The 24,304-nt window shown below is 62.9% G+C and carries 20 protein-coding genes and 1 tRNA gene; 9 read left to right on the top strand and 12 right to left on the bottom strand.

Annotation, left to right across the window (positions count from 1 at the left end; all coding sequences use genetic code 11):
• Positions 1 to 13 precede the first annotated feature (13 nt).
• A complete protein-coding gene (locus ACZ0BA_RS04805; RefSeq protein WP_463450192.1) occupies positions 14 to 1,000 on the bottom strand; it encodes an Lnb N-terminal periplasmic domain-containing protein in 987 nt (328 codons plus the stop codon).
• Positions 1,001 to 1,230: 230 nt separating this feature from the next.
• Here ACZ0BA_RS04805 and ACZ0BA_RS04800 point away from each other — a divergent pair, with 230 nt between their 5' ends.
• A complete protein-coding gene (locus ACZ0BA_RS04800) occupies positions 1,231 to 2,142 on the top strand; it encodes a LysR family transcriptional regulator (protein ID WP_463450191.1) in 912 nt (303 codons plus the stop codon).
• A gap of 66 nt (positions 2,143 to 2,208) precedes the next feature.
• On the top strand, positions 2,209 to 3,213 hold the full coding sequence (locus ACZ0BA_RS04795) for a gamma-glutamyl-gamma-aminobutyrate hydrolase family protein (protein WP_463450190.1): 1,005 nt from the start codon (positions 2,209 to 2,211) through the stop codon (positions 3,211 to 3,213).
• A 58-nt stretch (positions 3,214 to 3,271) separates the two neighbouring features.
• Here the strand turns inward: ACZ0BA_RS04795 and ACZ0BA_RS04790 are convergent, their stop codons facing one another.
• Positions 3,272 to 4,390 carry a YbdK family carboxylate-amine ligase gene (locus tag ACZ0BA_RS04790; RefSeq protein WP_463450189.1) on the bottom strand — a complete coding sequence of 373 codons (1,119 nt, stop codon included), beginning with the start codon at positions 4,388 to 4,390 and terminating at the stop codon, positions 3,272 to 3,274.
• Complete coding sequence (locus ACZ0BA_RS04785; protein ID WP_463450188.1) at positions 4,391 to 5,578, bottom strand: cation:proton antiporter; 1,188 nt, start codon at positions 5,576 to 5,578, stop codon at positions 4,391 to 4,393.
• 86 nt (positions 5,579 to 5,664) lie between these two features.
• Between ACZ0BA_RS04785 and fghA the strand changes: the two genes are divergently transcribed.
• The gene (gene fghA / locus ACZ0BA_RS04780; RefSeq protein WP_463450187.1) at positions 5,665 to 6,516 is read left to right on the top strand and encodes an S-formylglutathione hydrolase; all 852 of its coding nucleotides are present in this window, start codon (positions 5,665 to 5,667) and stop codon (positions 6,514 to 6,516) included.
• On the opposite strand, the gene ACZ0BA_RS04775 is transcribed toward fghA, so the two are convergent.
• The 3 genes from ACZ0BA_RS04775 to ACZ0BA_RS04765 all read right to left on the bottom strand — a co-directional run bounded on the left by ACZ0BA_RS04775 (position 6,506) and on the right by ACZ0BA_RS04765 (position 8,483).
• Positions 6,506 to 7,087: a DJ-1/PfpI family protein gene (locus ACZ0BA_RS04775; RefSeq protein WP_463450186.1), complete on the bottom strand. Its 582-nt coding sequence runs from the start codon at positions 7,085 to 7,087 to the stop codon at positions 6,506 to 6,508. The genes fghA and ACZ0BA_RS04775 overlap by 11 nt on opposite strands.
• 104 nt (positions 7,088 to 7,191) lie before the next feature.
• Positions 7,192 to 8,163, bottom strand: coding sequence for a chemotaxis protein (locus tag ACZ0BA_RS04770; protein ID WP_090314093.1), 972 nt, complete (start codon positions 8,161 to 8,163; stop codon positions 7,192 to 7,194).
• Positions 8,164 to 8,407: 244 nt separating this feature from the next.
• Positions 8,408 to 8,483: transfer RNA gene (locus ACZ0BA_RS04765), tRNA-Gly, on the bottom strand.
• Positions 8,484 to 8,598: 115 nt separating this feature from the next.
• On the opposite strand from ACZ0BA_RS04765, the gene ACZ0BA_RS04760 reads away from it, so the two are divergent.
• The 5 genes from ACZ0BA_RS04760 (at position 8,599) to ACZ0BA_RS04740 (ending at position 13,970) form a co-directional block, all read left to right on the top strand.
• Positions 8,599 to 10,233, top strand: coding sequence for a Na+/H+ antiporter (locus ACZ0BA_RS04760; RefSeq protein WP_463450185.1), 1,635 nt, complete (start codon positions 8,599 to 8,601; stop codon positions 10,231 to 10,233).
• Positions 10,234 to 10,241: 8 nt separating this feature from the next.
• The gene (locus ACZ0BA_RS04755) at positions 10,242 to 11,312 is read left to right on the top strand and encodes a sensor histidine kinase (RefSeq protein WP_463450184.1); all 1,071 of its coding nucleotides are present in this window, start codon (positions 10,242 to 10,244) and stop codon (positions 11,310 to 11,312) included.
• Complete coding sequence (locus tag ACZ0BA_RS04750) at positions 11,300 to 12,040, top strand: LytR/AlgR family response regulator transcription factor (RefSeq protein WP_463450183.1); 741 nt, start codon at positions 11,300 to 11,302, stop codon at positions 12,038 to 12,040. Before ACZ0BA_RS04755 ends, ACZ0BA_RS04750 begins: the two co-directional genes overlap by 13 nt.
• A 126-nt stretch (positions 12,041 to 12,166) precedes the next feature.
• The gene (locus ACZ0BA_RS04745; protein WP_463450182.1) at positions 12,167 to 12,667 is read left to right on the top strand and encodes a VOC family protein; all 501 of its coding nucleotides are present in this window, start codon (positions 12,167 to 12,169) and stop codon (positions 12,665 to 12,667) included.
• A 103-nt stretch (positions 12,668 to 12,770) separates the two neighbouring features.
• Positions 12,771 to 13,970 (top strand): acyltransferase family protein, encoded by a 1,200-nt coding sequence (locus ACZ0BA_RS04740; RefSeq protein ID WP_463450181.1) that lies wholly within the window; start codon positions 12,771 to 12,773, stop codon positions 13,968 to 13,970.
• A 208-nt stretch (positions 13,971 to 14,178) separates the two neighbouring features.
• Here the strand turns inward: ACZ0BA_RS04740 and ACZ0BA_RS04735 are convergent, their stop codons facing one another.
• On the bottom strand, positions 14,179 to 16,599 hold the full coding sequence (locus ACZ0BA_RS04735) for a penicillin acylase family protein (protein WP_463450180.1): 2,421 nt from the start codon (positions 16,597 to 16,599) through the stop codon (positions 14,179 to 14,181).
• Between the two features lie 186 nt (positions 16,600 to 16,785).
• Here ACZ0BA_RS04735 and ACZ0BA_RS04730 point away from each other — a divergent pair, with 186 nt between their 5' ends.
• On the top strand, positions 16,786 to 17,124 hold the full coding sequence (locus ACZ0BA_RS04730; protein WP_463450179.1) for a four-helix bundle copper-binding protein: 339 nt from the start codon (positions 16,786 to 16,788) through the stop codon (positions 17,122 to 17,124).
• Between the two features lie 30 nt (positions 17,125 to 17,154).
• On the opposite strand, the gene ACZ0BA_RS04725 is transcribed toward ACZ0BA_RS04730, so the two are convergent.
• From ACZ0BA_RS04725 to ACZ0BA_RS04705, 5 genes are all read right to left on the bottom strand, one after another.
• Positions 17,155 to 18,102 carry a LysR family transcriptional regulator gene (locus ACZ0BA_RS04725; RefSeq protein ID WP_090314101.1) on the bottom strand — a complete coding sequence of 316 codons (948 nt, stop codon included), beginning with the start codon at positions 18,100 to 18,102 and terminating at the stop codon, positions 17,155 to 17,157.
• 56 nt (positions 18,103 to 18,158) lie between these two features.
• A complete protein-coding gene (locus tag ACZ0BA_RS04720) occupies positions 18,159 to 19,133 on the bottom strand; it encodes a glycoside hydrolase family 43 protein (protein ID WP_463450178.1) in 975 nt (324 codons plus the stop codon).
• A gap of 101 nt (positions 19,134 to 19,234) precedes the next feature.
• Positions 19,235 to 21,664 (bottom strand): beta-L-arabinofuranosidase domain-containing protein, encoded by a 2,430-nt coding sequence (locus ACZ0BA_RS04715; RefSeq protein ID WP_463450177.1) that lies wholly within the window; start codon positions 21,662 to 21,664, stop codon positions 19,235 to 19,237.
• On the bottom strand, positions 21,664 to 22,689 hold the full coding sequence (locus ACZ0BA_RS04710) for a family 43 glycosylhydrolase (RefSeq protein ID WP_463450176.1): 1,026 nt from the start codon (positions 22,687 to 22,689) through the stop codon (positions 21,664 to 21,666). Before ACZ0BA_RS04710 ends, ACZ0BA_RS04715 begins: the two co-directional genes overlap by 1 nt.
• A 59-nt stretch (positions 22,690 to 22,748) precedes the next feature.
• Positions 22,749 to 24,296 (bottom strand): alpha-N-arabinofuranosidase, encoded by a 1,548-nt coding sequence (locus ACZ0BA_RS04705; protein ID WP_463450175.1) that lies wholly within the window; start codon positions 24,294 to 24,296, stop codon positions 22,749 to 22,751.
• Positions 24,297 to 24,304: the final 8 nt, after the last annotated feature.

Below are 24,304 nucleotides of genomic sequence, written 5' to 3'. Positions count from 1 at the left end.
GCCGCGCGGCGCCTCATCGGGGAATAGTCCGGATACGGGCCGAGAAATCCTCCGCCTTGTCGGCGGCGCGTGCACGTTCGGTGATGTGGGCATTGCGACGCAGCGTGTCGAAATCCTGCCCGCCGGCCAGCGCGCCGATATCGAACAAATACCGGTCCAGATATCCCGACGCCAGCAAACGCCAATCCAGCGGCAAGCCCGGATCGATACGTCGCGCCATTTCGAAAATGATGGTGGTGCAGTTGGCGGTCAGCGTGTTGTAGAAACGCGGCTCGCGTTTGAGCTTTGCGCCCTCGTCCAGGTAGGCCAGGAACAAGGAACGCATCGCCTCGGGGGGCATCTTCAAACGGTACAAATACATATCCTCGTCGCGGACGTTGGTGCGTACACGCAGGATATCGCGTTCGTCGGCAGCGATCAGCACCGTCTCGAACCCCTTGAAAAACCCGGCGAGGGCGTCGAAGCTCTCGCCGCGCTGTTTGCGGATCTCGATGGAGAACGTCAGGTAGCGTCCATCGGCAAAGCCGAACGACACCAGCGTGTGGGCGATCGCGGGACCCATCCAGTAGGACATCGCCACATCGACGGTGCGCAGTTGATCCAGATCATAGCTGCGCGCCTCCCAGCGCTGCGTGTAGTCGGTATCGCTACGCCAGTCGAAGTTTCGCACTTGGTCCAGCGTGACGACGCTGCCTTGCACCGTGCCGGTCATCATGCGCGACACGTCGTCGGCCCATACCCTGTCATGCGTCGGCTGCAAGGTGCTCCACCAGGCCATCAGCGCGATCATCGCCGCCAGCCAGGGCAAGGCGACACGCGCGTCGCCCCGCCGCCACCACAGCACCAGCGTGGCGACCGCGCCGACACTCCATAGCACCGCCGCCGGCAACCGCAGCGCCGGCAGTTGAAACCACAGCGCCAGGGCGCCCCACACGGCAAGCAGCGACAGCGCCACAGACGCCAGCACGCGCACGGCGACAACAAGAGTATTTTTATTCATGCCCAATTATATGGGCTGCCACTTCAATCCTCGTGTTCGTCTTTGCCGGTACCGCACCCGATCTGGACGCATATCAGTTTTACTGCAATACTTAAGACCATGCCGATGATTCCGATGAGCTCCAACATGGCGGTTCCGTAAATGAAGATGAGAGACTTCACTTTAACGGCGCCGCCCCATTCGGGCCAATATCAAATGCGGCGGCCAACTATCTCGAAACGGCATACACGGTGATATCGCTCAAACAGTTCAAATACTTCGTTGAAATCGTCGAGGCGGGAAGCTATTCGCGTGCCGCCGAAAAGCTGTACGTGGCGCAGTCGGCGCTGAGCCGGCAGATCAAGGAACTGGAAGACGAGCTGCGCACGGAACTGCTGACGCGCGACTCGCGCCATATCGAGCTGACGCCGGCCGGCCAGCTGTTCTTCGAACGCGCCAAGCGCATCCTCGACGATATCGACGACACGGTGGTGCAGGCGCGCCAGGTCGGGCTTGGCGCGCGCGGCGTGGTCCGGTTGCAGCATTCGAGCTCGGTGATCCTGACACCCGCGCTGACCGGCGCCATCGGCCGGCTGCTGGACCGGTTCCCCGGCGTGACGCTGGAGGTGTCGATGGCGCCATCGGAAAACCAGACCCTCGATATCGAGGAAGGCCGCGCCGACATCGGACTGATCCGCCTGCCGACCTTGCGCAAATATCCGCACATCCACGTGCGCGAGGTGTCGAGCGAGCGGCTGATGGTGGCCGTCCCGCACAACTCGCCGCTGGCCGCGCTCGACAATGTCGAACTGGCCAACCTGAGCAAGGAGGCGTTCATCTCGATCCCGCACAAGGACCGGGGCGGCCTGAGCTACCTGGTCGCCAACCTGTGCCTGGAACAGGGTTTCTTTCCGACACCAGCGCGGGCGCTGTCGCGCAAATCGTCACAGCTGAGCTTGATCGCCGCCGGCCTGGGGATTGCCATCGTGCCGGAATGCATGCGCTTGATGGCGCCCGACGGCGTGCGCTTTGTCCCGCTGGCAAACGGCAAGCTACTGTCGTCCGTCGGGCTGGTCTGTTTGCGCGAGGCCGATCCGTTGGTGGCCGGGTTCGCAGACGCCTTGCTCGACTTCGTGAAGTCCGACAGTTGTAAGGATTTGTGAAGCGGGCGACCGCCGGCGCTGGGGTATGGCACACTGGCATCATGTCAATAGTAAATGAGGGACAGCATGAGCACCGGGCCGGACGATAAGGACATCATAGACGTACCGCCAGAAGACGTGCACGTGCAGGAAACGCCCCACCGCCGCGCCAGCGACCACGACCGGCGCGCGACGCGTCCCGAAGTGGGCACGCCGCGCTATCTCGATCCGGGCGACAACGTCTTCAGCCTCTGGGGCCGGGTCATCATGGCGCGCTACCGCCGGGTTGCCGCCTCGGTCACGCGACACATCATTCAACGGCCGCTGCACATCGGCGTGTCGGCACGGATTTTCCATCCGGAAGCTGGCGCCAAAGGTCTGCGCAGCAAGAATCTGCAGTACCTGGAGGAATCCATCGCGCAGTGGGTGATGTCGCGCGACGTGCTGGTGTTCATGATTCCGACCGTCAATACCGACGGGCTGCTGCACCCTTCCAATATCCGCCTGCGCGACTATGCGCGCCACCTCGACGGTTTGGTGCTGCAGGGCGGCGCCGACGTTTCGCCGCAGAGCTATTCGGAAACGCCGACCCGGCCCGAATGGGGCGGCGACCGCGCGCGCGACATGTACGAGCTGGAGTTATTGCACGAGTTCGTCGAGGCCGGCAAGCCGGTGCTGGGTATTTGCCGGGGCTGTCAGCTGATCAATGTGGCCTTTGGCGGCACCTTGTACCAGGACATTGCCTCGGACGTGCCCGATTCGCTGGCGCACGTCAACGACGACTACGACCGCAACCGCCACGAGATCAGCTTCCCGGCGGGTTCGTCGTTGAGCAAGCTGTTCAAGGGGCATTCGACGGGGCTGGTCAATTCGATCCACCATCAAGCGGTCAAGACCTTGGGCCGCGACATGAGCGTGGAGGCGTTGTCGGTGCCGGATAATATGGTGGAGGCGATCCGTTATCGCAAGGCGCCGTTTGTGATGGGCTTGCAGTGGCACCCCGAGTTCCACAGCGCGGGCGGCGTGGAACTGCTCGACTGCACGGGGATTTTGGATAATTTCCTGCGCGTGGCGCGCGAGACGCGGTTCTAATATCGGCGCGGCGCAATCGCCCTGGTTGCGCCGTCGCCGCCGCAACCTTCAACTCGCGTTATCGTCCCCGGAATCGATGGATCGCCGCGTCGACCATGCCTTCGGCGCTGCCACTACGATCGAACTGCTGGCGCAGATAATGCGCGTCGCTGCCCTCGTGCGTGACCTGCATCAGATGCTGCAGGCCAGCGGTGGCGCCAAGCTTGGCGCCGTACGGCTCCATCTTGCGCAGCGTGGTCAGGATGTCCTCGCGCAGCGACAAGCTCTCATAACTCTTCGGATGCACCAGCGTGCCATCGAGCCCGAAACGGCACGCCTGGAAGCGGTTGTAGTTGTACACCAGATAGTCATCCTCGGCCGGCGCCTCTTCCCGGCGCTCCAGCAAATAGCTGCACAGCGACTGCAGATACACCGCCAGCGCCGCCGCCCGCTCCACCGTCAGCGGCGTGTCGCACACGCGCAGCTCGATGGTGCCGAATTCCGGCTTGGGGCGGATATCCCAATAAAAGTCCTTCATGCTCTTGATGACGCCCGTGTGCTCCATCTTGGCGAAGTACTCGTTCTCGAAACTCGCCCAGCTTTGCACGAACGGCGCGCGTCCGCTCATCGGAAACGCGAACACCGAATTCAAACGAGCGGAGTTGAACAGCGTGTCGTTCCCCTGCACGTACGGCGACGATGACGACAGCGCGATGAAGTGCGGCACGTAGCGGCTGAGCGAATGCAGCAGAAACAGCGCGTCGTCTCCGTTGGCGCAGCCGATGTGCACGTGCTGGCCGAAGATCGTAAACTGCTTGGCCAGATAGCCATACAGCTCCGACACCTCCTTGAAGCGCGGCTTGGCGAAGATCTTCCGGTCCGACCATTTCTGGAACGGGTGCGTACCGCCGCCGCAGATGCCGATGTTGAGCTGTTCGCCGGCCGTGACCAAGGTGTCGCGGATCAGCTGCAGCTGCGCCACCAGTTCGGTGTGATTGGTGTGCACGTCGCTGTTAATCTCGATCATGCTCTCGGTGATTTCCGGCGTGACGTTGCCGGGGAACGGCTTGCGTCCCAACAGGTGCAGCAGGTCCGGGCTGGACGCCGTCAGGTCGTAGTCCGAAAGGCTGATCAGCTGAAGCTCGAGCTCCACGCCCATCGTCAGCGGTTCGGATGTGTTGAATGGTTCTAATGGCATTTACTTTTCCTCCTTGATCTGGGTTTCGTTGGCCCAGATCAGCGCACGTTGCGTGACGATCGGTCCGACCACTTCCAGCAGCAGCGTCATCGCCGCCAGCGCCGCCAGTTCGTCGACCAGCACGATCCCCATGTATTTGGTTTGTTCGAGCAGCAGCGTGACGAACACCGACATCGGCGCCAGCGCCACGCCGGTCAGCACGCCCTTGCGCCACGAGATGCCGCCAACCTTGGCGAAAGCCGCCACGCTGAGCGTCTTGACCAGAAAGCGCGCCAGCAGCAGCAAGATGCCGAGGCCCGCGCCATCGACCACGCGTTCCCACTCCAGGGTGGAGACGGCAAACACGAACAGCAGCACCGTCAGCAGCTCTCCTATGCCGCCGAAATTGCGCTCGGTGCGGCTGAACGCGACGCGGCTGTGGCGAGCGGCCAGGCCGAAGGTCAAGGTGGCAAGCACCGGCGATACTTCGAACGCGCCAGCGGCGGCCACCAGCAGCACCACGCCAAGCGCGAAGGCGACGGTGCCGTCCTGCGCCAGCGCGCCAAGACGGCGCAGCAAGGCGGGCACCATAAAGCCCATCACCGCGCCCATGACGGCCGACACCACCAGTTCGATCAGGCTGTGCGAGATCGCCTGCGGCAAGCTGCCGGAGGTCTGGAACACCCAGAAGCCCACCACCACCTTGAACACGAACACCGCCAGCACGCAGTTGATCGCCACCAGATGCAGCACGCGCTCGGTGACCTGGCCCGAACTGTTTTGCTCATTGATCACGCGCAGCACGCCGGCCGGCGATGTCGACATGGCCAGCGACGCAAGTAGCAAGGACGTCAGCGACGGCATGCCGGTGAGATGGGCGATCAGATAAACGACGCCGAACGTGGCTGCCGATTCGGCCAGGCCGCTGACGGCGATCCACGGATTGATCCTGAGCCAGCGCAGATTGATGCGGTAGCCGAATTCAAACAATATAAGTCCGAAGGCCAGGTTGGCCAGGGTGGTGACGGTGCTCGATGCGCCGCTGCTCAACGCGGCCGGGAAGATCTGCGCCAGCAAAAAACCGACGATGCCGTAGACGCTGATGCGCGGCAGGCGTGTCCAGCGATGCAGGAATTCTCCCGATAGCCAAGCCAGCGCGATCGCCAGTGGCCAGCCCAGTTCGGCCATGATGACCTGAATATCCGGCATGTACTTCTCCTCTGTAAACCATACTTCGATTATTATGGCCGATAATCCGCACCGCGACTGTTCGCTAGGGAACAAAGGAAAACCACATGCTAGAACTCATCAGTGAGCACGCCTGCTTCGGCGGCACCCAGCGTTTCTACCGCCACGACTCGCGCGAGATCGGCCTGCCGATGCGCTTTTCGGTCTACATTCCAGCAGGAGCCGAAGGTGACCAGGCTCGCATGCCTGCGCTGTTCTATCTCGCGGGGCTGACCTGCAACGAAGAGACCTTTATGATCAAGGCCGGCGCCCAGCGTGCGGCCGCGCAGGCGGGAATCATTCTAATAGCGCCGGACACCAGTCCGCGCGGCGCCGGCGTCGCGGGAGAAACCGACAGTTGGGATTTCGGCGTCGGCGCCGGCTTCTATCTGGACGCCACACAGGAGCCGTGGTCGCGGCACTACCGGATGTACAGCTACATCCACGAGCTGCGCGAATTGGTGGTGCAGGAGCTGCCGGTCGACGGCGCGCGCCTGGGTATCTTCGGCCATTCGATGGGCGGCCACGGCGCGCTGACGATGGCCCTGAAACGCCCGGACGTATTCCGCTCCGTGTCGGCGTTCGCACCGATCGCGGCGCCGTCGAAGTGCCCGTGGGGCCACAAGGCCTTCAGCGGCTACCTCGGCGACGATACCGCCGCATGGGCGCAGTACGACGCCAGTTTGTTGATGGCCGATCTCAAGACGCCCTTCCCGGCCGGCATTTTGATCGACCAGGGGCTGGGCGATAAATTCCTGGCCGAGCAGCTGTATCCGGAGGCGTTCGAAGAAGCCTGCCGCAGCGCCGCGCAGCCGCTGGAACTGCGGCGGCACGCGGGTTACGACCATGGCTACTACTTCATTTCGACGTTCATGGAAGACCACATCCGCTTCCACGCCCGCAATCTCGCTACAGTTTGATTTCCGTCCCGAGCACCCGCAGGAACTGGCCGAGCCACGCCGGGTGCGCCGGCCACGCGGGCGCGGTGACGAAATTGCCGTCGGTGACCGCCTGGTCGACCGGGATGTCGGCGTACTCGCCGCCGGCTAGTTTGACTTCCGGCGAGCAGGCCGGATAGCACGAGATTTTTTTGCCGCGAATGACCTCCGCCGCGGCCAGCAACTGCGCGCCGTGGCACACCGCGGCTATCGGCTTGGCTGCGGCCGCGAACTCCCGCACGATGGCGATCACGCGCGGATTGAGGCGCAGGTATTCGGGCGCGCGGCCGCCGGCGATCATCAACGCGTCGTAGTTGGCCACGTCGACGTCGTCGAAGCTGGCATTGAGCGCGAACAGGTGGCCCGGCTTTTCGGTGTAGGTCTGGTCGCCTTCGAAGTCGTGAATCGCGGTCTTGATGGTGTCGCCGGACTGCTTGCCGGGGCAGACCGCGTGCACGGTGTGCCCAACCATCTGCAGCGCCTGGAACGGCACCATGGTCTCGTAGTCTTCCGCAAAGTCGCCAGTCAGAAACAGGATTTTCTTAGCTGCCACGGTATGTCCTTTCGAGAACGGGTTATAAAGAGGCTCGTAAAAACAAAGGGCCGCGACGTCACCGTCACGGCCCTTCGATACTACCCTGATTTGTTAGCGGACGCTTAGGCTGCGGCGCCGGCGGCCTTGGCGATCACCGTGCGGATGGTGCCCGCCAGATCCTCGGCCGAGAACTTGGCGACATACGCATCGGCGCCCACGCCCTTGACGTGATCCTCGTTGGTCTTGCCCGACAACGACGAGTGGATCACCACCGGAATCTTGGAGAAGCGCGCGTCCTGTTTGATCAGGCGCGTGAGCGTAAAGCCGTCCATCTCCGGCATTTCCAGATCGGTCAGCACCATCGCCACGCGGTCGGTGATGGCCACGCCTTCGGCCTTGGCGCCGTCGGCGATATGCTGGAGACGCTCCCACGCCTCCTTGCCCGACTTGGTCATGATGAAGTGGACGCCCATCGCATCCAGCCCTTTTTCGATCAGGTTGCGCGCGACCACGGAGTCGTCGGCGGCCAGGATCACGGCGCCCGGTTTCAGCAGCACTTTCGGGCCGATGGTTTCCGGATCGACGTCCTTGCCTTCCGGCGGGACCAGCTCACGCAAAATGGTTTCGACGTCGAGCACCTGCGCCAAGCGGGTGTTCTGCACGTCGCCGTCGACACGCGCGATACTGGTGACCTTGCCGCCGGCCGTACCTTCGGCGGTCAACACCTGGCTCCAGTCCAGACGCACGATTTCATCCACCGATTCGACCGCGAACGCCTGCGTGGTGCGCGCGAATTCGGTGACCAACATAATATTCAGACCGGTTTTTGGGGTCACGCCCACGATGCCCGGCAAATCGAGCACCGTAATGATTTGACCGCGCAGATTGACGACGCCCAGCATGTGTGGCGGGGATCCGGCCACTGCGGTTACTTCCGGCATCGCGACGATCTCGCGGATTTTGAAGACATTAATACCAAACAACTCGGAGTGTTGGCCGTTGGCGTCACCGCCCAAACGGAACAGCAGCAGTTCGAACTTGTTCGAATTTGTTAAATTACTACGCTCATCCACTTCCTGCTGAACTGATTTCATAACTTGGTCTCCACTGGGGTCCGCTGAGAGGAAATGGCCCACGGCGGGCTTGCTTCCATTGCTGTCCAAGTATAGCGGGAGCAACACGCCTGCGTCACATTTTGGACCACAAGATATTGATTTAAAGCACGATTTACAACGGTTGGTGGTCGCCGGGAGGTAAAACATTGGCATAAAAAAAAGAAACCTCAAGGGTTTCTTTTTGGTAGCCGAACATGGCAGTGTGTTTCAGCTTGAAGAATTCTGGAGCGGGAGAAGAGTCTCGAACTCTCGACCTCAACCTTGGCAAGGTTGCGCTCTACCAACTGAGCTACTCCCGCGGAGAGGCCAGATTATGACAGAAAGATGTCCGCTTGACCAGTGCTCGCCACCAACTTTTTACAGGACGGGCGATGGTGTAAGCTTGATAGCGATCTGCAATGGAAAAGGACGGGAATGGATTCAATCGAAGTTGTATTGGCGATGTTGTTGGCGGTGGTGGCTAGCGCCTATATCAAGCGGCTGCTGCCGCCGGCGATACCGCTGCCGCTGGTGCAAATCGCGCTGGGCGCGCTGATCGCGGCCAAGTCCTCGCACGGCGTGGACCTGGAGCCGGAGCTGTTCTTCCTGGCCTTTCTGCCGCCGCTGCTGTTCCTCGACGGCTGGCGCATTCCCAAGAGCGGCCTGCTGCGCGACAAGGGCACCATTCTGGAGCTGGCGCTCGGCCTGGTGGTCTTCACCGTCGTCGGCGCCGGCTTTCTGATCCACTGGTTGATACCGGCGATGCCGCTGCCGGTCGCCTTCGCGCTGGCGGCCATCATCTCACCGACCGATCCGATCGCGGTCAGCTCGATCGCCTCCAACACGCCCATTCCCAAACGCCTGATGCACATCCTGGAGGGCGAATCGCTGCTCAACGACGCCAGTGGCCTGGTGTGCTTCCGCTTTGCCGTCGCCGCCGCGATGACCGGCAGCTTCTCGATCGGCACCGCCGCCATCACCTTTATATGGCTGGTGGTGGCCGGAATCGGCGCCGGTGTCGGTGTCACCCTGGCCGTGACGTGGGCGCAGCGCTGGCTGTCGCGCCGCTTCGGCGAGCCGACCGGCTCTCCGATCCTGGTCAACCTGCTGCTGCCGTTCGGCGCCTATCTGGTGGCCGAGCGCTTGCACGGCTCGGGCATCCTGGCCGCCGTCGCCGCCGGCGTGACGATGAGCTATGTGGAATTGAGCGGCCACGCGCTGGCCAATACCCGCATCCAGCGGTCGGCCGTGTGGGACACGGTGCAGTTCGCGCTCAACGGCGTGATGTTCGTGCTGCTCGGCGAGCAGCTGCCTGACATCTTCCGTGGCGCCAGCCTGTCGATCGAAGAAAGCGGCCATCTCAATCCGTGGTGGCTTGCCATTTACGCCTTCGCCATCACCGCCGGCCTGCTGGTGCTGCGCATGGCGTGGGTGTGGGCCTCGCTGCGGCTAAACATCTTCAAGCAGAAAATCCGCAACCAGGAACGCCAGAAGATCAATCCGCGCCTGCTGCTGGCGACCACCCTGGCAGGCGCGCGCGGCACCATCACGCTGGCCGGCGTGCTGACACTGCCGCTGGCATTGCCGAACGGCGCCCCCTTCCCGGCGCGCGCGCTGGTCATTTTCCTGGCCTGCTCGGTGATCCTGATTTCGCTGCTGACCGCCAGCATCGCGCTGCCCCGGCTCCTGGCCGGCATGACCTTCCCGGCGGAGCCGGAGGAACAGCAGGAGGAAGACCTGGCGCGGCGCGAGGCCGCCAACGCCGCCATCAAGGCCATCGAGAAAACGCAGGTGTCGCTGATGCACGCGGAGAGCTGCGTCGACCCGGAGGTGTACCCGCAGGCCGCCGCGCGCGTGATCGCGTTCTACGAACACCGACTCAGTGAGGTCGACCGCGATGACGACTCGGAATGGCGCAAGACCGACCACGCCGAGAACGAACTGCGGCTGGCGGCGCTGGCAGCCGAACGGCGCACCGTGTTCGACCTGGCGCGCACCGACCGCATCTCCGATGCGATCTCGCGCAAGCTGGTACGGGAGATCGACTTGATGGAAACACGCTACCGCTAAGACCCGCCATGCGACCGACGCGCACACAAACCATCATCGGGATCGCCTGGGTACTGTTCTGGCTCCTGATGACCACCACCGCCGTGCAGGAATACCTGCGCGATAACGATCACGGCGTGTGGAAGCCGATATTGTGGGAGACCTCGTCGGCCTTCACCGGCACTGTGCTGCTGATCCTGCAGCGCTACTTCACGCGCCGGCACGACCACCTGATATCGTCGCCGCTGCGATGGTTCGCCCGCCAGCTCGTATGGCTGCCGGTCTACTGGGCAGCGTTCGTGCCGATGGCTTTCGGCATCCGTCACCTGGCTTACCGCCTGGCCGGCGAAACCTACACGCACCACGCATGGCCTCAGGTATTTCTATATGAGGATGTGAAGATGACGGTGTTTTTCTTCATCTTCGCCACCATCACATTCGGCGTGCTGTCGTATCACGCCATGCTGAACGAAAAGCTGCGGGTGGAAAGGGTCAACGCCTCGCTGCGGGAAGCGCAGCTGCTTCGCCTGTCGCAGCAGCTGCAACCGCATTTCCTGTTCAACGCCCTCAACACCATCTCGTCGCTGATGCACAGCGACGTCGCGCGGGCCGACGCCATGCTGATCCAGCTGGCCGACGTGCTGCGCGCCACGCTCGATGTCGGAGAGCAGCACGAAGTGCCGCTGGAACTGGAGCTGCGGCTGCTGCGCGGCTACGCGTCGCTGATGGCCGAACGTTTTTCGGACCGCGTGCACATCGCCTGGCACATCGACGACTCGCTGCTGGCCTGCCCGGTCCCGGTCATGAGCATGCAACCGCTGTTGGAGAACATCTTCAAGCACACCGTCGAACGGCGCCGCCAGCGCACAGCCATCACCATCTCCGTCGGCCGCGAACAGGATGGCATTGTGGTGCGGCTGGAAGATGACGCCGGTGTTCTGCCCGACGCGGACGTGAAGCCCGAACCCGCATCCGGCATCGGCGTACGCAACCTGCGCGAACGTCTGGCAGGATTGTACGGCGAGCGCGCTTCGTTCACGCTGATACAACTTGCGCCGGCCGGCGTGCGGGCGGAAATGAGAGTGCCATGCGTATCCTGATCGTCGACGACGAGCGCCCCGCGCGCGACAAGCTACGTCGGATGCTGGAGCTGGAGCCCGGCATCAGCGCCATCGACGAGGCGCGCGACGGCGTCGACGCGTTGGAACGGATATCCTCCTTTGCGCCGGACCTGCTGCTGCTCGATATCCAGATGCCGGAGATCAGCGGACTCGATGTCGCCGCTTCGCTGCCCTCGCCGGCGCCGCTGGTGGTCTTCGTCACCGCGTATGACGAGTATGCGATCCGCGCTTTCGACGCCAACGCCATCGACTACCTGCTCAAGCCCTACGACCAACAGCGGCTGCAACGGGCCTTGCAGCGGGTGCGCGAGCGTATGGCCCCGACGGCATCGACGGTGGCGGCGGCCTGCGCACCGGAGCCACCGCTGCCCGCCATCACCCAGTTGCTGGTGCCGGAACGGGGCGGCACGCGCATCGTCAAGGTCGAACAGATACAGTGGATAGAGACAGCCGATAATTACGTGGTGCTGCACACGTCCGACGGCGATCCGCTGATGCGGCAAACGCTTGCCGGTCTGGTGGAAAAGCTGGGGACGCGTTTCCTGCGCTGTCACCGCCGCGCGGCGGTCCAACTGGACTGGATACGCAGCATCCAGCCGCTCGACAAAGGCGACTGCGAACTACTGTTGCGCAGTGGCGCGCGCGTACCCTGCTCGCGCCAATACCGCGCAGAAGTGATGGCGCGCTTACAAGATGGCGTCCAATGAACCAAGAGGCGCCCATGGTCCGATGACCAGGCTTACCTCACCGCAGCCGTGCGCCTGAACAGTTCCCATCCTGCTAGCCTTTAACGATCACGATCACTGCCACCATCACCGATCAGGAGCGAAGCCATGCACAGTCTTCAAAAGATCACCCCATGCCTCTGGTTCGACGACCGGGCCGAGGAAGCGGCCGAATACTACGTCGGCATCTTCCGCAACGCCAAGCTGTGCGAAATCGCGCGTTACCCCGAGACCGGCAAGGAGCATCACGGACACGAAGCGGGCGCGGTCATGACCGTTGTCGTGGAACTCGATGGCCAGCGCTTCACCCTGATGAATGGCGGCCCGCAGTTCCAACTCTCCCCTGCGGTATCGTTCCAGATCAATTGCGAAAGCCAGGACGAAATCGATTACTTCTGGGACCGGCTCTCCGAAGGCGGCGCGCCCGAAGCCCAGGCCTGCGGCTGGCTGGCCGACAAATTCGGACTGTCGTGGCAGGTCGTGCCAACCATCCTGCCGTCGATGATCACCGACTCCGACCCGGAAAAATGCAACCGCGTCATGACAGCGCTGCTGCAGATGAAAAAACTCGATATCGCCGGGTTGAAGAAGGCCTACGCCGGTCTCTAGCACCGGTTCGCCCCGGCCGCAGCCCGCTTCGCCCCATCGCGCTGGACGCACATGGGGCGCCCTACCTAAACTGGCTCCATCGCACCCACAACGAGAGCCAGCCATGCACAATCCCGACAACAGCCGCCTGTATTTCCTGGACTGGATACGCATTTTCGCGTTTTTCCTGCTGATCCTGTATCACACCGGCATGTATTACGTCACCTGGGACTGGCATGTCAAAAGCCCGGACGCCAGCCACGCCATCGAACCGCTGATGATCCTGTCCTCGCCATGGCGGCTGGGATTGCTATTCATGATCTCCGGCGTGGCCAGCGCCTTCATGTTGAAAAAGATCCGCGTCGGCGCGCTGCTCAAGCAACGCAGTTGGCGTCTGCTGGTGCCGCTGGTGTTCGGCATGCTGGTGATCGTGCCGCCGCAAGCGTACTTCGAAGTCGTCGAGAAGGTCGCCTACAAGGGCGGTTACGGCGAATTCATGCATTTGTACATCACCAGCTACAAGGGATTTTGTCGTGGTGACGACTGCCTGGACATGCCCACCTGGAACCACCTGTGGTTTGTCGCCTACCTGTGGTTCTATACGATGCTAATCGGCGGCATCGCCTGGCTGGCTGGCCCGCGTCTGCAAACGTGGTCGAACGCACTGGGTCGTCTGTTGACCGGCTGGAAGATCATCGTTTTGCCCGTGATCGGGCTGGCGATTGCCCGTTTTGCCTTGGCCGATCGCTTCCCGGCCACGCATGGGCTGTTCGACGACTGGTACAACCATGCGATGTATTTCTTCCTGTTCATGCTGGGCGCGATGCTGGCGACCCAAGGCCGATTCTGGCAGAACGTGGAAAAACTGCGCTGGGTCAGTCTGGGCTTATGGCTGGCGAGTTGGGCGGCGATCGTCTGCTACTACTCGATTCCCGAGGCGCAGGCGGCGTCGCCAGAGATTGCACAGTGGAAGCCGGTGATGCGGGTGGTGTACTGCCTGTGTCAGTGGGTGCCGATCCTGACCGTTTGCGGGTTCGGCCATCGTCATCTGGCCTTCGACAGCGCCAAGCGACGGTATCTGACCGAGGCAGTGTTTCCGGTCTATATCTTGCACCAGACGTTGATCGTTACGATGGCGCATAGCTTCAAGCCGGTCAAGCTGGCGCCGGTGACCGAGGGCTTGATATTGGTCGTGCTGACGTTCTGTATCAGCTTCGGTGTGTTCGAGGTGGTGCGGCGAGTCGCGGTACTGCGGCCCTTGTTTGGGCTGGGTCGCCGCCCCGCGAACGCTCAAAACGAGTACCAGGCGGCGGCCACGGCGTGACAACAAACCACGCAACGACGTTGGGCGGATTAGCGGAGCGTAATCCGCCATTGCATGCGCGATCGGCGGCTCCAGGATTGGCGGATTACGGCGTCCCGCCTAATCCGCCCTACGAATCATTTGCTGCCGTGGTAGGCCGCAGGGACGCAACGCACCGCGCGCCGCGTCCTGCAGGTTAGAGCATCGGGGCGCCGGGTTAGTTCTGCCTTTACTTCACGAAGGTCAGCGTATGCTTTACCGGCCCGGGCAACAGCGGCGACGCGCGGCCGTCGACCCAATCCTCGCGCCCGCCAAGGAAATTCGGCGACAACGGATGGCCGCTTTGGCCGGCCGGCATATTAAATATACCTTCCTGCTCGCGACCCGGTGTCACCGTCATGCGCTCGGATTGCCCGAACGTCGGTCCGGCCACGCGCGGCATGTGCTGGTCGCCAGACAGCATGTCCGGCGCCACTTTCAGGAAGCGGCCCACCACCGGCAACGCCGACGCCATCGGATGGGCGCTGGCGGCGGTGTTGCGCTGGCCCCAGGTGGCCGCCGACAAGGGCTTGCCGTCCTTGGTCAGGTCGGCGATCACCCGGTCCAGCGCGGCCAGTTGCAAGGCCTGCCAGTCGGCGAACTGCGGCGGCAGCCATCCGGGCGGCTGCGCGTCCAGCAGGCGCGCCACCACCACCGGCCAGCGCGCGCTGATGGCCGCCATGCTCGCCCTCGAGTCGATTGCAGCCATCTGCTGGTCGGCGTTTTCGAACAGGATGTCGTACAGCGCATACATATAGGCGCGGGTGATGCGGTAGCCCACCGAGTCGACACTGGCCCGGCCGGTCCAGCTGCTTTTCAACAGTTCCAGCGCTTCGGCGCGGCGCGGATGATCGGCCACCGCCTTGCCGTCCAGCGCCATGATGGCGCGCTTGCGCCACGGCGTCAGGAACACCGCGCGGTCATCCAGCGCGATGGCGTACACCTTCCCGACGTCGGTCCTGGGTCCCAGCGCCGTCAGATCCTCGCGCACCTGGTGCGTGCGCGCGCCCAGATCGTAGCCGCCGTCGCCGATCAATGCGGCGCCTTCGCCGGCCAACTGGCGGCTGTTGGCGGTAGCAAGGTGGCCGCTGGCCGGATTGACCACCTTAGGATATTCGGCCGGCGTCAGCCAGCCATCCCACACGCCGGCCTTGTCGTCGGCGCTCAATGGATAGGTGATCTCCACCCCGGCCGGCGCGCGGCGCGGCAGCGGTCCGGCGATGGTCCAGCCGATATTGCCCTTGTCGTCGCCGCCGACGAAATTCTGCGCCGGGATGCCCAGGGTCGGGGCGATCGCCAATGCCTGGTCCAGCGTATCGGCCGTTTCGAGATTCCGCACATTCACGTTGACGGCGGCCAGCGTGTGCGCGGTCCAATGCACCGCGTAGCTGCGGCCCATCGCCTCGCGGATCGGGCCGAGCGACGTTTCGCGCACCACCAGCGTCTCGGCCGGCGCGCCCTTGACCAATATCGTCTCCTGGTGCTCCGACGGGGTCTCCCAGCCGGCCTGCGTGCGCACCTGCCCCGGCCTGGCCGGATCCGCTTCGAGCGCGATCAGGTCCAGATAATCGCCGTAGCTGTTGGTGAAGCCCCAGGCGACATGGCCGTTACTACCGACCACCACCACCGGCGTGCCGGGCAAGGTGACGCCGACCACCCGCCGCTGGCCGCCTTTCCCGTCGGGGAACTGCAAGGCGGCGCGGTACCAGGTATTGGGCAGCTGGATGCCGAGGTGCATATCGTCGGAGACGATGGCGCCGCCGCTGACGCTGCGACTGCCCGCCACCGCCCAGTTGTTGCTGCCGACGGTGTTGAGCATTTCGGCGGGCAAAGGCGCGAACGCCATTTTCGACAGCGGCGCCGTCCCGGCCGTGCCGGGTTTGCCCCACCACGCCGGCGCCGCCGCAGGAATCGCTGGTGCTTCGCCGGCGACGTTGTTGGCGTCGAGCGGCGCGTCCCACTGCGTCGATTCCGGCGCCAGGAAGGCGCGCTGCTGCTCGGACGCATGCTCGGCGAACCAGCCACGCGACAGCTCGCGCGGCAGCATATTCCCCTGCAAATCAAAATACATCGCCCAGATCACCAGCAGCGAATCGCTGGCCGACCAGGCCCGTGGCGGCATGCCCACCAGCGCATACTCGAACGGCTTGGCGCGCAACGCCCCCAGGCCGGCGTTGACACCGGCGGCGTAGCGCTCCAGCAGCGCGCGGTCCGGCGCGGGTAGGGATTTGAACGCCAGATCGGCGCGGCTGCGGAAGCGGTGGAAACGGCGCGCCTTGTCCAGCGGCAGCGCGCGCGCGCCAAACATTTCGGACAATTCGCCGGCCGCCGCCCGGCGCAGCAAATCCATCTGGAAGTAGCGCTCCTGCGCGTGAGCGAAACCGGTGGCGTAGGCGACATCGAGCCGGCTGCCGCCGCTGATCACCGGTACGCCACGCTCGTCGCGCGCGATGCTGGCGGTGGTCTCCAGGCCCGGCGCCTGCCGCGTGCCATCCAGTTGCGCAAGGCTGCCGCGCAAATACAACCATGCCCCCAGCAGCGCCAATACCAGCAACGCCACCGCCACCAACAAGATCCGCCTGGACCACACCGTCAGCCTGCTCTTTTGCATACGATTCCCGGAAATCAGATCAATCCGGCAATAGTGCCAGATAATCCACCCCGCAGGCAATCGACTATCTCGAACCGACGTTTGTTAGATATCAGATCGGCAATTCATAAAGAGAGTCAGCGCACAGAGATCTTGCCTGCGGCGGCCTACCATGGTGTTTTCGACCACACGAAAAAAAGGAAAGCCATGGATGCCCTACCCAATATGCAGGACTGTATCGATGCCTGCACCAACTGTCATCAGGCCTGCCTGCAGACCGCGATGACCCATTGTCTGCAAATGGGCGGGCGCCACGTCGCGCCGGACCATCTGCGGCTGATGTTCGATTGCGCGGCGGTGTGCGAGCTGTCGGCCAATCTGCAGCTGAGCGGTTCGCCGTTCTCCGAGCGCCTGTGCGCGCTGTGCGCCGAGGTATGCCACGCCTGCGCCCTGAGCTGCCGCGAACTCGATGGGATGGAAGAATGCCTGCGGGCCTGCGAGGTATGCGAGCACTCGTGCCGCGAGATGGCGCAGATGGCCGCCTGAGCGACCATGTGCGCCAGCACCGGTAGGCGATCAGGCGATCTGGTAGATGTCTTTCGCCACTTCCCGCACATAGCGCAGCAGCAGCGCCGCGCCCGGGGACATCAAATGGCCGTCCACCGTGATGATGCCGAATGCGTCCATCCGGCATGGCAGCTCGATCGGCAGGATGTTGAGCACACCCTGCGACTCGTAATACTTCGCCACCGCGATCGGCATCACGTTCAGCGCGTCGGTCTGCTGCAACAGCGGTTTAATCAGCAGCACCGCCGTGGTGTCGACCACGTTGCCCGGCACTTCCAGGCCCGCGCGGCGGAACATCAACTCGCAACGCGCGCGCAGGATGCTGCCCTGCGGCGGCAAAATCCACGGCTGCCCGGCGATATCGCGCAGCTGCAGGTTGCGCGCCTTGAGCAGCGGATGGCCGGGACGCACCACCGCGCACGCCGGCTCGTCGCCCAACTCCTCGTACGCCAGCCCTTGCGCGCTCTGACGCTCGGGAATACGGCCGATCATGAAATCGAGCCGGCCGCGCTGCAGCTGTTCAAGCAGGATGTTGGACTGCTCCATCTCGACGCCGATGCGCAAACGGGGCGACGCCTGCTTGGTGCGCGTGATCGCCTGCGGCAGCAGCGAGATCCCCGGCGTCATGATGGTGCCGATGTCCACCTGCCCGGTCAGGCCGGCCTTGATGGCGACGATATCCTCGTGCGCCAGCGAGAGGCTGGTCAGCGCCATGCGGGCGTGGCGTATCATCGTCTCGCCGTAGATGGTCGGCTCCATGCCGCGCGGCAGACGGTCGAACAGCTGCACGCCGAGCATCTCCTCGAGGTCCTTGAGCTGTTTCGACGCGGCCGGCTGCGTCATGTGCAGATCTTCCGACGCACGGTGGATGTTGCGTTGTTCGTCCAGCGCGATCAGCAGCAGCAGCTGGCGCGTTTTGAGGCGCGCGCGCAGGAACCAGTTCGAATTAGTATCCATAGGAAAATGATATCACGATGGGTATTGATTTAGGGTCAAATCCCATCATTTGAATATCACTTGCACGCCGAACTAGGATTGGCCGCAGGCCCTTCCTTGGTTTGCTTGATGAACGGAATGGTGCCGTCGGCGTTGTACTGGAACTCCTCCACCGCCACCGAACGACGGTACTCGCCGCCGGTCGGCAGCTTGTCGTTATGGTAGAAGATGTAGTTTTTGCCGTTGAATTCGATGATCGCCTGGTGGATGGTCTTGACCTTGGCGTTCTTCTCCATGATCACGCCGCCGAACTTCCATGGCCCAATCGGGCTGTTCGACATCATGTACGCGGTGGTCTCGGGGAAGTCGCGCGAATACGACAGGTAGTACACGCCCTTGTGCTTGTGCATATACGGCGCCTCGGTGAAGCGGTCCATGCCGACCGTATGGATCGGGCCATCGAATTCGATCATGTTCGGTTTGAGCTTGGCGTATTTGAGCACCGTGTTACCCCAGTACAGATACGCCTGGCCGTCGTCGTCGACGAACACGCCCGGGTCAATGTCATCCCAAGCGATCGGCGCTTCGAGCGTCATGTCGTTGGTCACCAGCGCCGAATCGCGCGCGTCGACGAACGGGCCTTCCGGCTTGTCGGAGACGGCAACGCCGATGGCGCGGCCCGGGATGGTCGCGTGATCGACCGTCGAATAGAAGTAGTACTTGCCATCGCGCTTGGTCACGTCGGCGGCCCAGGCGTCGACCTTGCCGATCGCCCATTTGAAGGCGGACGGCTTGAGCGGCGAGCCGCGGTCGGTCCAGTTCTTCATGTCGCAGCTGCTGTAGACGCGCCATTCCTTCATCACATAGTCTTTATCCTTGACCGAGGCGCTGTCGACGCCCACGTACAGGTAGACCGTTCCGCCGTCGACATAGGCCGACGGATCGGCGGTGAACAATTTCGGGAACATCGGGTTGGCTGCTTGCGCGTTGGTCGCGGCAAAGGCCATCCCCGCCGCTGCGATGGCGGCAATTTTCATCAATTTCGTTTTCATAGCTCTCTCCAGGTTGATCTTATTTTTTTCGGTCGCGCCGATCGCCATCAGGCGTCCCGCGACACGGAATACACATAGCAGGTGATCGACGGCGGCCCGGCTCAGCGCAGCAGGCGCAGGCCGTATAGTCCACCAGCGACGGAACCGTCGCGCGCCACGAACTTGACCACCAGTTTGCCGCCCGCCGCAGCCAGCGCCGGCGGAATCGGATAGTCCACTGTGTAGAGTTCTTGCGGCGCCCGGGCATCGAGTTTGACCTCGGCCAGCAACTGGCCGTTGATCAGGATATCGAACCGGCGGCCGGCGTCGCCCTTCGAATAGGTAAGGCTCAAGGCACGGGCCTCCGACTTTTTGTCGGTCAGGTCGTAACTGAACCAGCTGGTCGCGTGGCGCCAGTGACGTCCCTTGGCCAGGCCGGATTCGCCGCCTTCGGCCTTGAAGAAGTGATCCGACTCCGGCTGCTGCTCGCCCGGCGCCACCTGGTCGATGGTGCGCGCGTCCAGTGCAAGCCGCGCCGCCTCATCCTCCGCAGCCTTTGCCCGCGTGGCCGCCAGATCGGCAGCCGTGGAATACGGCCAATACACCATGTAGCGCGAGTCATGCACCCGGAAGAACGGCACGAAGGTGGTAGCCTGCTTGCCATCCCTGCCCTCCACCAGTCCAGGGGCGACAAACGTCAGCGGCCTGCCCGTCACCGGCTTGAAGCGGCCTTCGAAAGCGGGACTGTCATCGACCAGTACAGGCGCGGCTCCCAGCGGGCTAATCGGTCCGGAGGCGATATGCCCCATGCGCGAGTCGTCGGCCAGGTAGTTCAGTTTCTCGTCCGGGAACGGATTGGTCTTTGCCGCCAGCACCACGGGGCCGTGCAGCACGGCGTAGTAATTGGACTTGTCCGGCATCTGTTCGAGCCGCGTTTTCATTGGCAGGGCGATATCGACCTTGTCGCCGTCGCGCCACTGCCGACGGACGCTGACATAGCGATCGGCGCCGATACTGGCAGCAACCGGCTTGCCGTTGACGGCGACGCGCAGCGCCCCCGGCGCCACCCATTCGGGATAGCGTATCTTCAACGTGAAGGTCTTGTTGCCCTTGACGGTAATGGTGCTGCTGCCTTCATCCGGGAAGCGGTTGGACTGGCGGATGGAGACGCCCTGCTCGCGCCAGTTCAAGGTCGACGGAATGAACAGGTTGACATACAGGCTGTCGCCGCGATGGGCGTAAATGAACTCGCAGTACTTGGCGTGGCTCTCGAGGCCCGAGCCCACGCAGCACCACATGCCCTGCTGCGGCTGCGAATACACGCGGTAGTGATTCGGCCGCATCGGCGTGAAGTAGACAAAGCCGCCGCTGTGCGGACGCTGCGATCCCAGAATGTGGTTGTACAGCGCGCGCTCGTAGTAATCGGCGTAGCTGCCCTTGGCGTCGCCGGAGAACAGCAGTCCGGTGAGCTTGAGCATATTGTAGGTATTGCAGGTCTCTGGGCCTTCCACCTCCTCGATCATCGACGAGAAGTCGTTCTGGTCGTGGAAGTGTTCCTTGACGCTGTTGCCGCCGATGGCGACGGTGCGGTAATCGTGCACGGTTTGCCAGAAGAACTGCGCGGCTTTCTGCCAGTCGCGCCGGCCGGTGATGTCGCCAATGCGCTTGAAGCCGATCACTTTCGGGATTTGCGTGTTCGCGTGCAGACCGGTCAACTGGTCCTTGCCATCCTCCAGCGGACGCAGGATCGCCTGATGCGAAAATCGGATCGCCAGGTCCATGTACTTTTTCTGGCCTGTCATCTCGGAGACATCGGCCAACACTTCGTTCATGCCGCCATGCTCGCACCGCAGCATGGTCTGCATCTGTTCATCGCTCAGGTGCGACATCAGGCCGACCGTCCAGTCGCACAGCGCGATCAGCATCGCGCGCGCGTCCTGGTTACCGGCGTAGACGTAGGCGTCGCGCAGGCCTGCGTACAGCTTGTGCAGGTTGTACCAAGGGACCCACTTGCCGTTGACCGAAAAGCCGTCGGCCTGCAGTTTTCCTTGTGCGATATCGCGCCACGCGGCGGCGCCGCCTGGCACGCCGCCGATGTAGCCGTCGCCATTGCTCGACTGGCAGCGTTTAAGTTCGCTCACAAAGTAGTTCAGGCGCGTGAGGACCGCCTCATCGCCGGTGGCGGCAAACATCAGCGCCAGCGCGGTCAAATAGTGGCCGCCCATGTGGCCATCCAGCCCTGTCGACTCCCAGTTGCCGTAGCTGGCCTGCTTAGGCGCCAGACCAGCTTCGCGCAGGAATGGCGCCAGCAGCCGGTCCGGGTTCAGCGCCATGATGTAACGCAGGTCGGTTTGCTGGGCTTCGAGGAACGGACTTGCGGTCAGGCGCACCGCCGACAGCGGAAACAGGCGCACCGGCGCTTTGTCCGTTGGCGCGGTGGCATCGGTACGCGTCGCCGCGCCGGCCATCGGTGGAACCGTCGCTGCCGCCATCGCACTGGCGGCGTAGCGCAAGGTACGGCGGCGCGCCGGCTTGTGGGTGGCCGCCGTCATTATTTGACGGGCAGCTGCGTGCTGCGGTATTTGTTCAAATCGGCCTGGTCAACCGTCGGCCAATCGTTGGTATCCCATTTCATTTCCATGATCTTCAGCTTTTGCAGGTAGTTGTCGGCGGTCTCGTAGGCGTGCAGCACGAGATAATCCTTGCCGTCCATCGTGTAAGCGCTGTTGTGGCCCAAACCCTTCCAGTCCTTGTCGCCGGCGATCAGCAGCGAACCGCCGCCCTTCATCATATCCACGCCATTTTTGTCGACATAAGGTCCGGTGACGGATGTCGAGCGGCCGACGACGACGTTGTAGGTGCTATCGCCCTTGCGGCAGCACAGTCCGAACGATGCGAACAGATAGTAGTAGCCGCTCTTCTTGAAGATGAACGGCGCCTCGATCTCGCCCGGCCCTGCGTCCTTGCCGGCCGGGGCGTCGACGTTGGCGGTTCGGCTGGCGATCGAATGCCACTCCTGCGGCTCCGCCAAGCCGGTCCAGGCATCATTCAGCTTGACCAGTTTCAGGCCGCTCCAGAAGGAGCCGAACGACATCCAGGCCACGCCCTTGTCGTCTTCGACGATGTTCGCATCGATGGCGTTCCAGTCGTCACGCAGCGGTACCGACTGCAGCACCATACCCTTGTCTTCCCAGCGGTAGTCCGGCGAGCGCGGATTGAGCGTCTTGTTGACCGTCACGCCGATTCCCGATGCATTTTTGCCGAATCCCGACACCGAATAATATAAATAGTATTTACCGTTATGGAACTGCACGTCCGGCGCCCAGATATGGCCGTCGAAGGTTGGCGCGGCGCGCTTGGCCCACAGCGGCTGTTGCTTGAAAACCGGACCTTCGAGCTTCCAGTCCTTCATATTGGTCGAACTGTAGAAAGTGATACCCGGCCCGGTGCTGAAGACGTAATAGGTATCGCCCTCCTTGGCCATTACCGGATCATGGACGCTGACTTCCTTTGCAGTGCACGCCGACAGGCCGGCCACACCCAACACCAGCGCCATCGTCGAAAAAATATACTTCATTCACAACCTCGATTAACGATGCGAGGCCATGCCACCGGCACGGCCTCGCGGGACACCACTTACTCCACAGCGACCACGATCACGGCCTTGGCCGGAATCTTGACCGTCAGCTTGCCATCCGCGCCTGCGGTGGCGCTGAACGGCGCCGGCTTGATCGCTTCCGGCGACTGGAACGTGTTATGCGTATCCATCGCGGCCGACGTCAGCACGCGGCCGTTGACCGATTTGATGGCCTGACCCGGCACGTCCACGGCGATTTCCGCTTCCTTGGTCGGGTTGGTGTTGACCAGGGCCAGATACAGCTTGCCGTCCTTGGCGCGGGCGGCCGAGGCGCTGATCTCCGGAATGCTGCTGCCGTTATACGAATACTGCGGATTGTTCGTCAGCTTCAGCGGCAGCGAGGTCGCGTCCTGGAACGGCACATACATCTGGAACGCGTGGTACGTCGGCGTCAGCACCATCTTGTCCTTGTCGGTGATGATCATCGCCTGCAGCACGTTGACCATCTGCGCGATATTCGTCATGCGCACGCGGTCGGCGTGGTCGTGGAAGATGTTGAAGTTCAGGGCCGCCACCACCGCGTCGCGCAGCGTGTTTTGCTGGAACAGGAAGCCGGCGTTGGTGCCCTTCTCGACGTCATACCAGGTGCCCCACTCGTCGACCAGAAAGCCCAACTTCTTCTCGGGGTCGTGCTTGTCCATGATCGCAGCGTTGGTCTTGATGAAGCCATCCATCTTGATCGTATTGGACAAGGTCGAGAACCACTGGTCTTCCTTGAAGCCGGTCGCCATGCCCTTCACTTCCCACTGGCCGGTCGGAATGGTGTAGTAGTGGAAGCTGATGCCGTAGGTTTGCTTCTTGAGCTCTTTGCTCAGGGTTTCGGTCCACGTCAGGTCGCTGTCGTTGCCGCCGCTGGCGATCATCTTCGGGCGATACTGCGGCGGCGCGCGCAGGAATGTCTCGACGTTTTTGTACAGGTTCGCGTAGTGTTGCGGCGACATGTTACCGCCGCAGCCCCAGGCCTCGTTACCGATGGCGAAGTAATCGACTTTGAACGGCTTGTCGCGGCCATTCTTGCGGCGCAGTTGCGCCAGGGTCGATTTGCTGTCGGAGGTCATGTACTCGACCCATTCCGACATCTCTTGCGCGCTGCCGGTGCCCAGGTTGCCGTTGACGTAGGTCTCGGCGCCAAGCTGCTCGGCCAGTTCGAAGAATTCGTGGGTGCCGACGGCGTTGTCTTCTTCCACGCCGCCCCAGTTGGTGTTGACCTTGACCGGACGCTTCTCGCGCGCGCCGATGCCGTCGCGCCAGTGGTATTCGTCGGCGAAGCAGCCGCCCGGCCAGCGCACCAGCGGCACGTGCATGGCTTTGAGCGCGCCGACGACGTCCTTGCGCCAGCCATTGACGTTCGGGATTTTCGACTTCGGACCGACCCAGATACCTTCATAGATACCGGTACCCAGATGCTCGGCGAACTGCCCATAGATGTTTTTGTTGATGACCGGACCAGGCTTGGTGGTATCGATCGTCACGCCGACAGGCGCGGCGAAGGCGGCGCCCGAAGCCAGCACGCACAGGGTGAGAACAGCACGTTTGATGTGATTCATATTTTAAA

This window comes from Duganella sp. AC917, assembly GCF_979258245.1.
Note: the sequence above shows the minus strand (reverse complement) of the source record. Positions and strands in the feature narration are given on the sequence as shown.

Bases quoted from the DNA above. Each gene is read 5' to 3' on its own strand.
- ACZ0BA_RS04805 (WP_463450192.1), bottom strand. From the start codon at position 1,000: ATGAATAAAAATACTCTTGTTGTCGCCGTGCGCGTGCTGGCGTCTGTG.
- ACZ0BA_RS04795 (WP_463450190.1), top strand. From the start codon at position 2,209: ATGAGCACCGGGCCGGACGATAAGGACATCATAGACGTACCGCCAGAA.
- ACZ0BA_RS04790 (WP_463450189.1), bottom strand. From the start codon at position 4,390: ATGCCATTAGAACCATTCAACACATCCGAACCGCTGACGATGGGCGTG.
- ACZ0BA_RS04785 (WP_463450188.1), bottom strand. From the start codon at position 5,578: ATGCCGGATATTCAGGTCATCATGGCCGAACTGGGCTGGCCACTGGCG.
- fghA (WP_463450187.1), top strand. From the start codon at position 5,665: ATGCTAGAACTCATCAGTGAGCACGCCTGCTTCGGCGGCACCCAGCGT.
- ACZ0BA_RS04770 (WP_090314093.1), bottom strand. From the start codon at position 8,163: ATGAAATCAGTTCAGCAGGAAGTGGATGAGCGTAGTAATTTAACAAAT.
- ACZ0BA_RS04760 (WP_463450185.1), top strand. From the start codon at position 8,599: ATGGATTCAATCGAAGTTGTATTGGCGATGTTGTTGGCGGTGGTGGCT.
- ACZ0BA_RS04755 (WP_463450184.1), top strand. From the start codon at position 10,242: ATGCGACCGACGCGCACACAAACCATCATCGGGATCGCCTGGGTACTG.
- ACZ0BA_RS04750 (WP_463450183.1), top strand. From the start codon at position 11,300: ATGCGTATCCTGATCGTCGACGACGAGCGCCCCGCGCGCGACAAGCTA.
- ACZ0BA_RS04745 (WP_463450182.1), top strand. From the start codon at position 12,167: ATGCACAGTCTTCAAAAGATCACCCCATGCCTCTGGTTCGACGACCGG.
- ACZ0BA_RS04740 (WP_463450181.1), top strand. From the start codon at position 12,771: ATGCACAATCCCGACAACAGCCGCCTGTATTTCCTGGACTGGATACGC.
- ACZ0BA_RS04735 (WP_463450180.1), bottom strand. From the start codon at position 16,599: ATGCAAAAGAGCAGGCTGACGGTGTGGTCCAGGCGGATCTTGTTGGTG.
- ACZ0BA_RS04730 (WP_463450179.1), top strand. From the start codon at position 16,786: ATGGATGCCCTACCCAATATGCAGGACTGTATCGATGCCTGCACCAAC.
- ACZ0BA_RS04725 (WP_090314101.1), bottom strand. From the start codon at position 18,102: ATGGATACTAATTCGAACTGGTTCCTGCGCGCGCGCCTCAAAACGCGC.
- ACZ0BA_RS04720 (WP_463450178.1), bottom strand. From the start codon at position 19,133: ATGAAAACGAAATTGATGAAAATTGCCGCCATCGCAGCGGCGGGGATG.
- ACZ0BA_RS04715 (WP_463450177.1), bottom strand. From the start codon at position 21,664: ATGACGGCGGCCACCCACAAGCCGGCGCGCCGCCGTACCTTGCGCTAC.
- ACZ0BA_RS04710 (WP_463450176.1), bottom strand. From the start codon at position 22,689: ATGAAGTATATTTTTTCGACGATGGCGCTGGTGTTGGGTGTGGCCGGC.
- ACZ0BA_RS04705 (WP_463450175.1), bottom strand. From the start codon at position 24,296: ATGAATCACATCAAACGTGCTGTTCTCACCCTGTGCGTGCTGGCTTCG.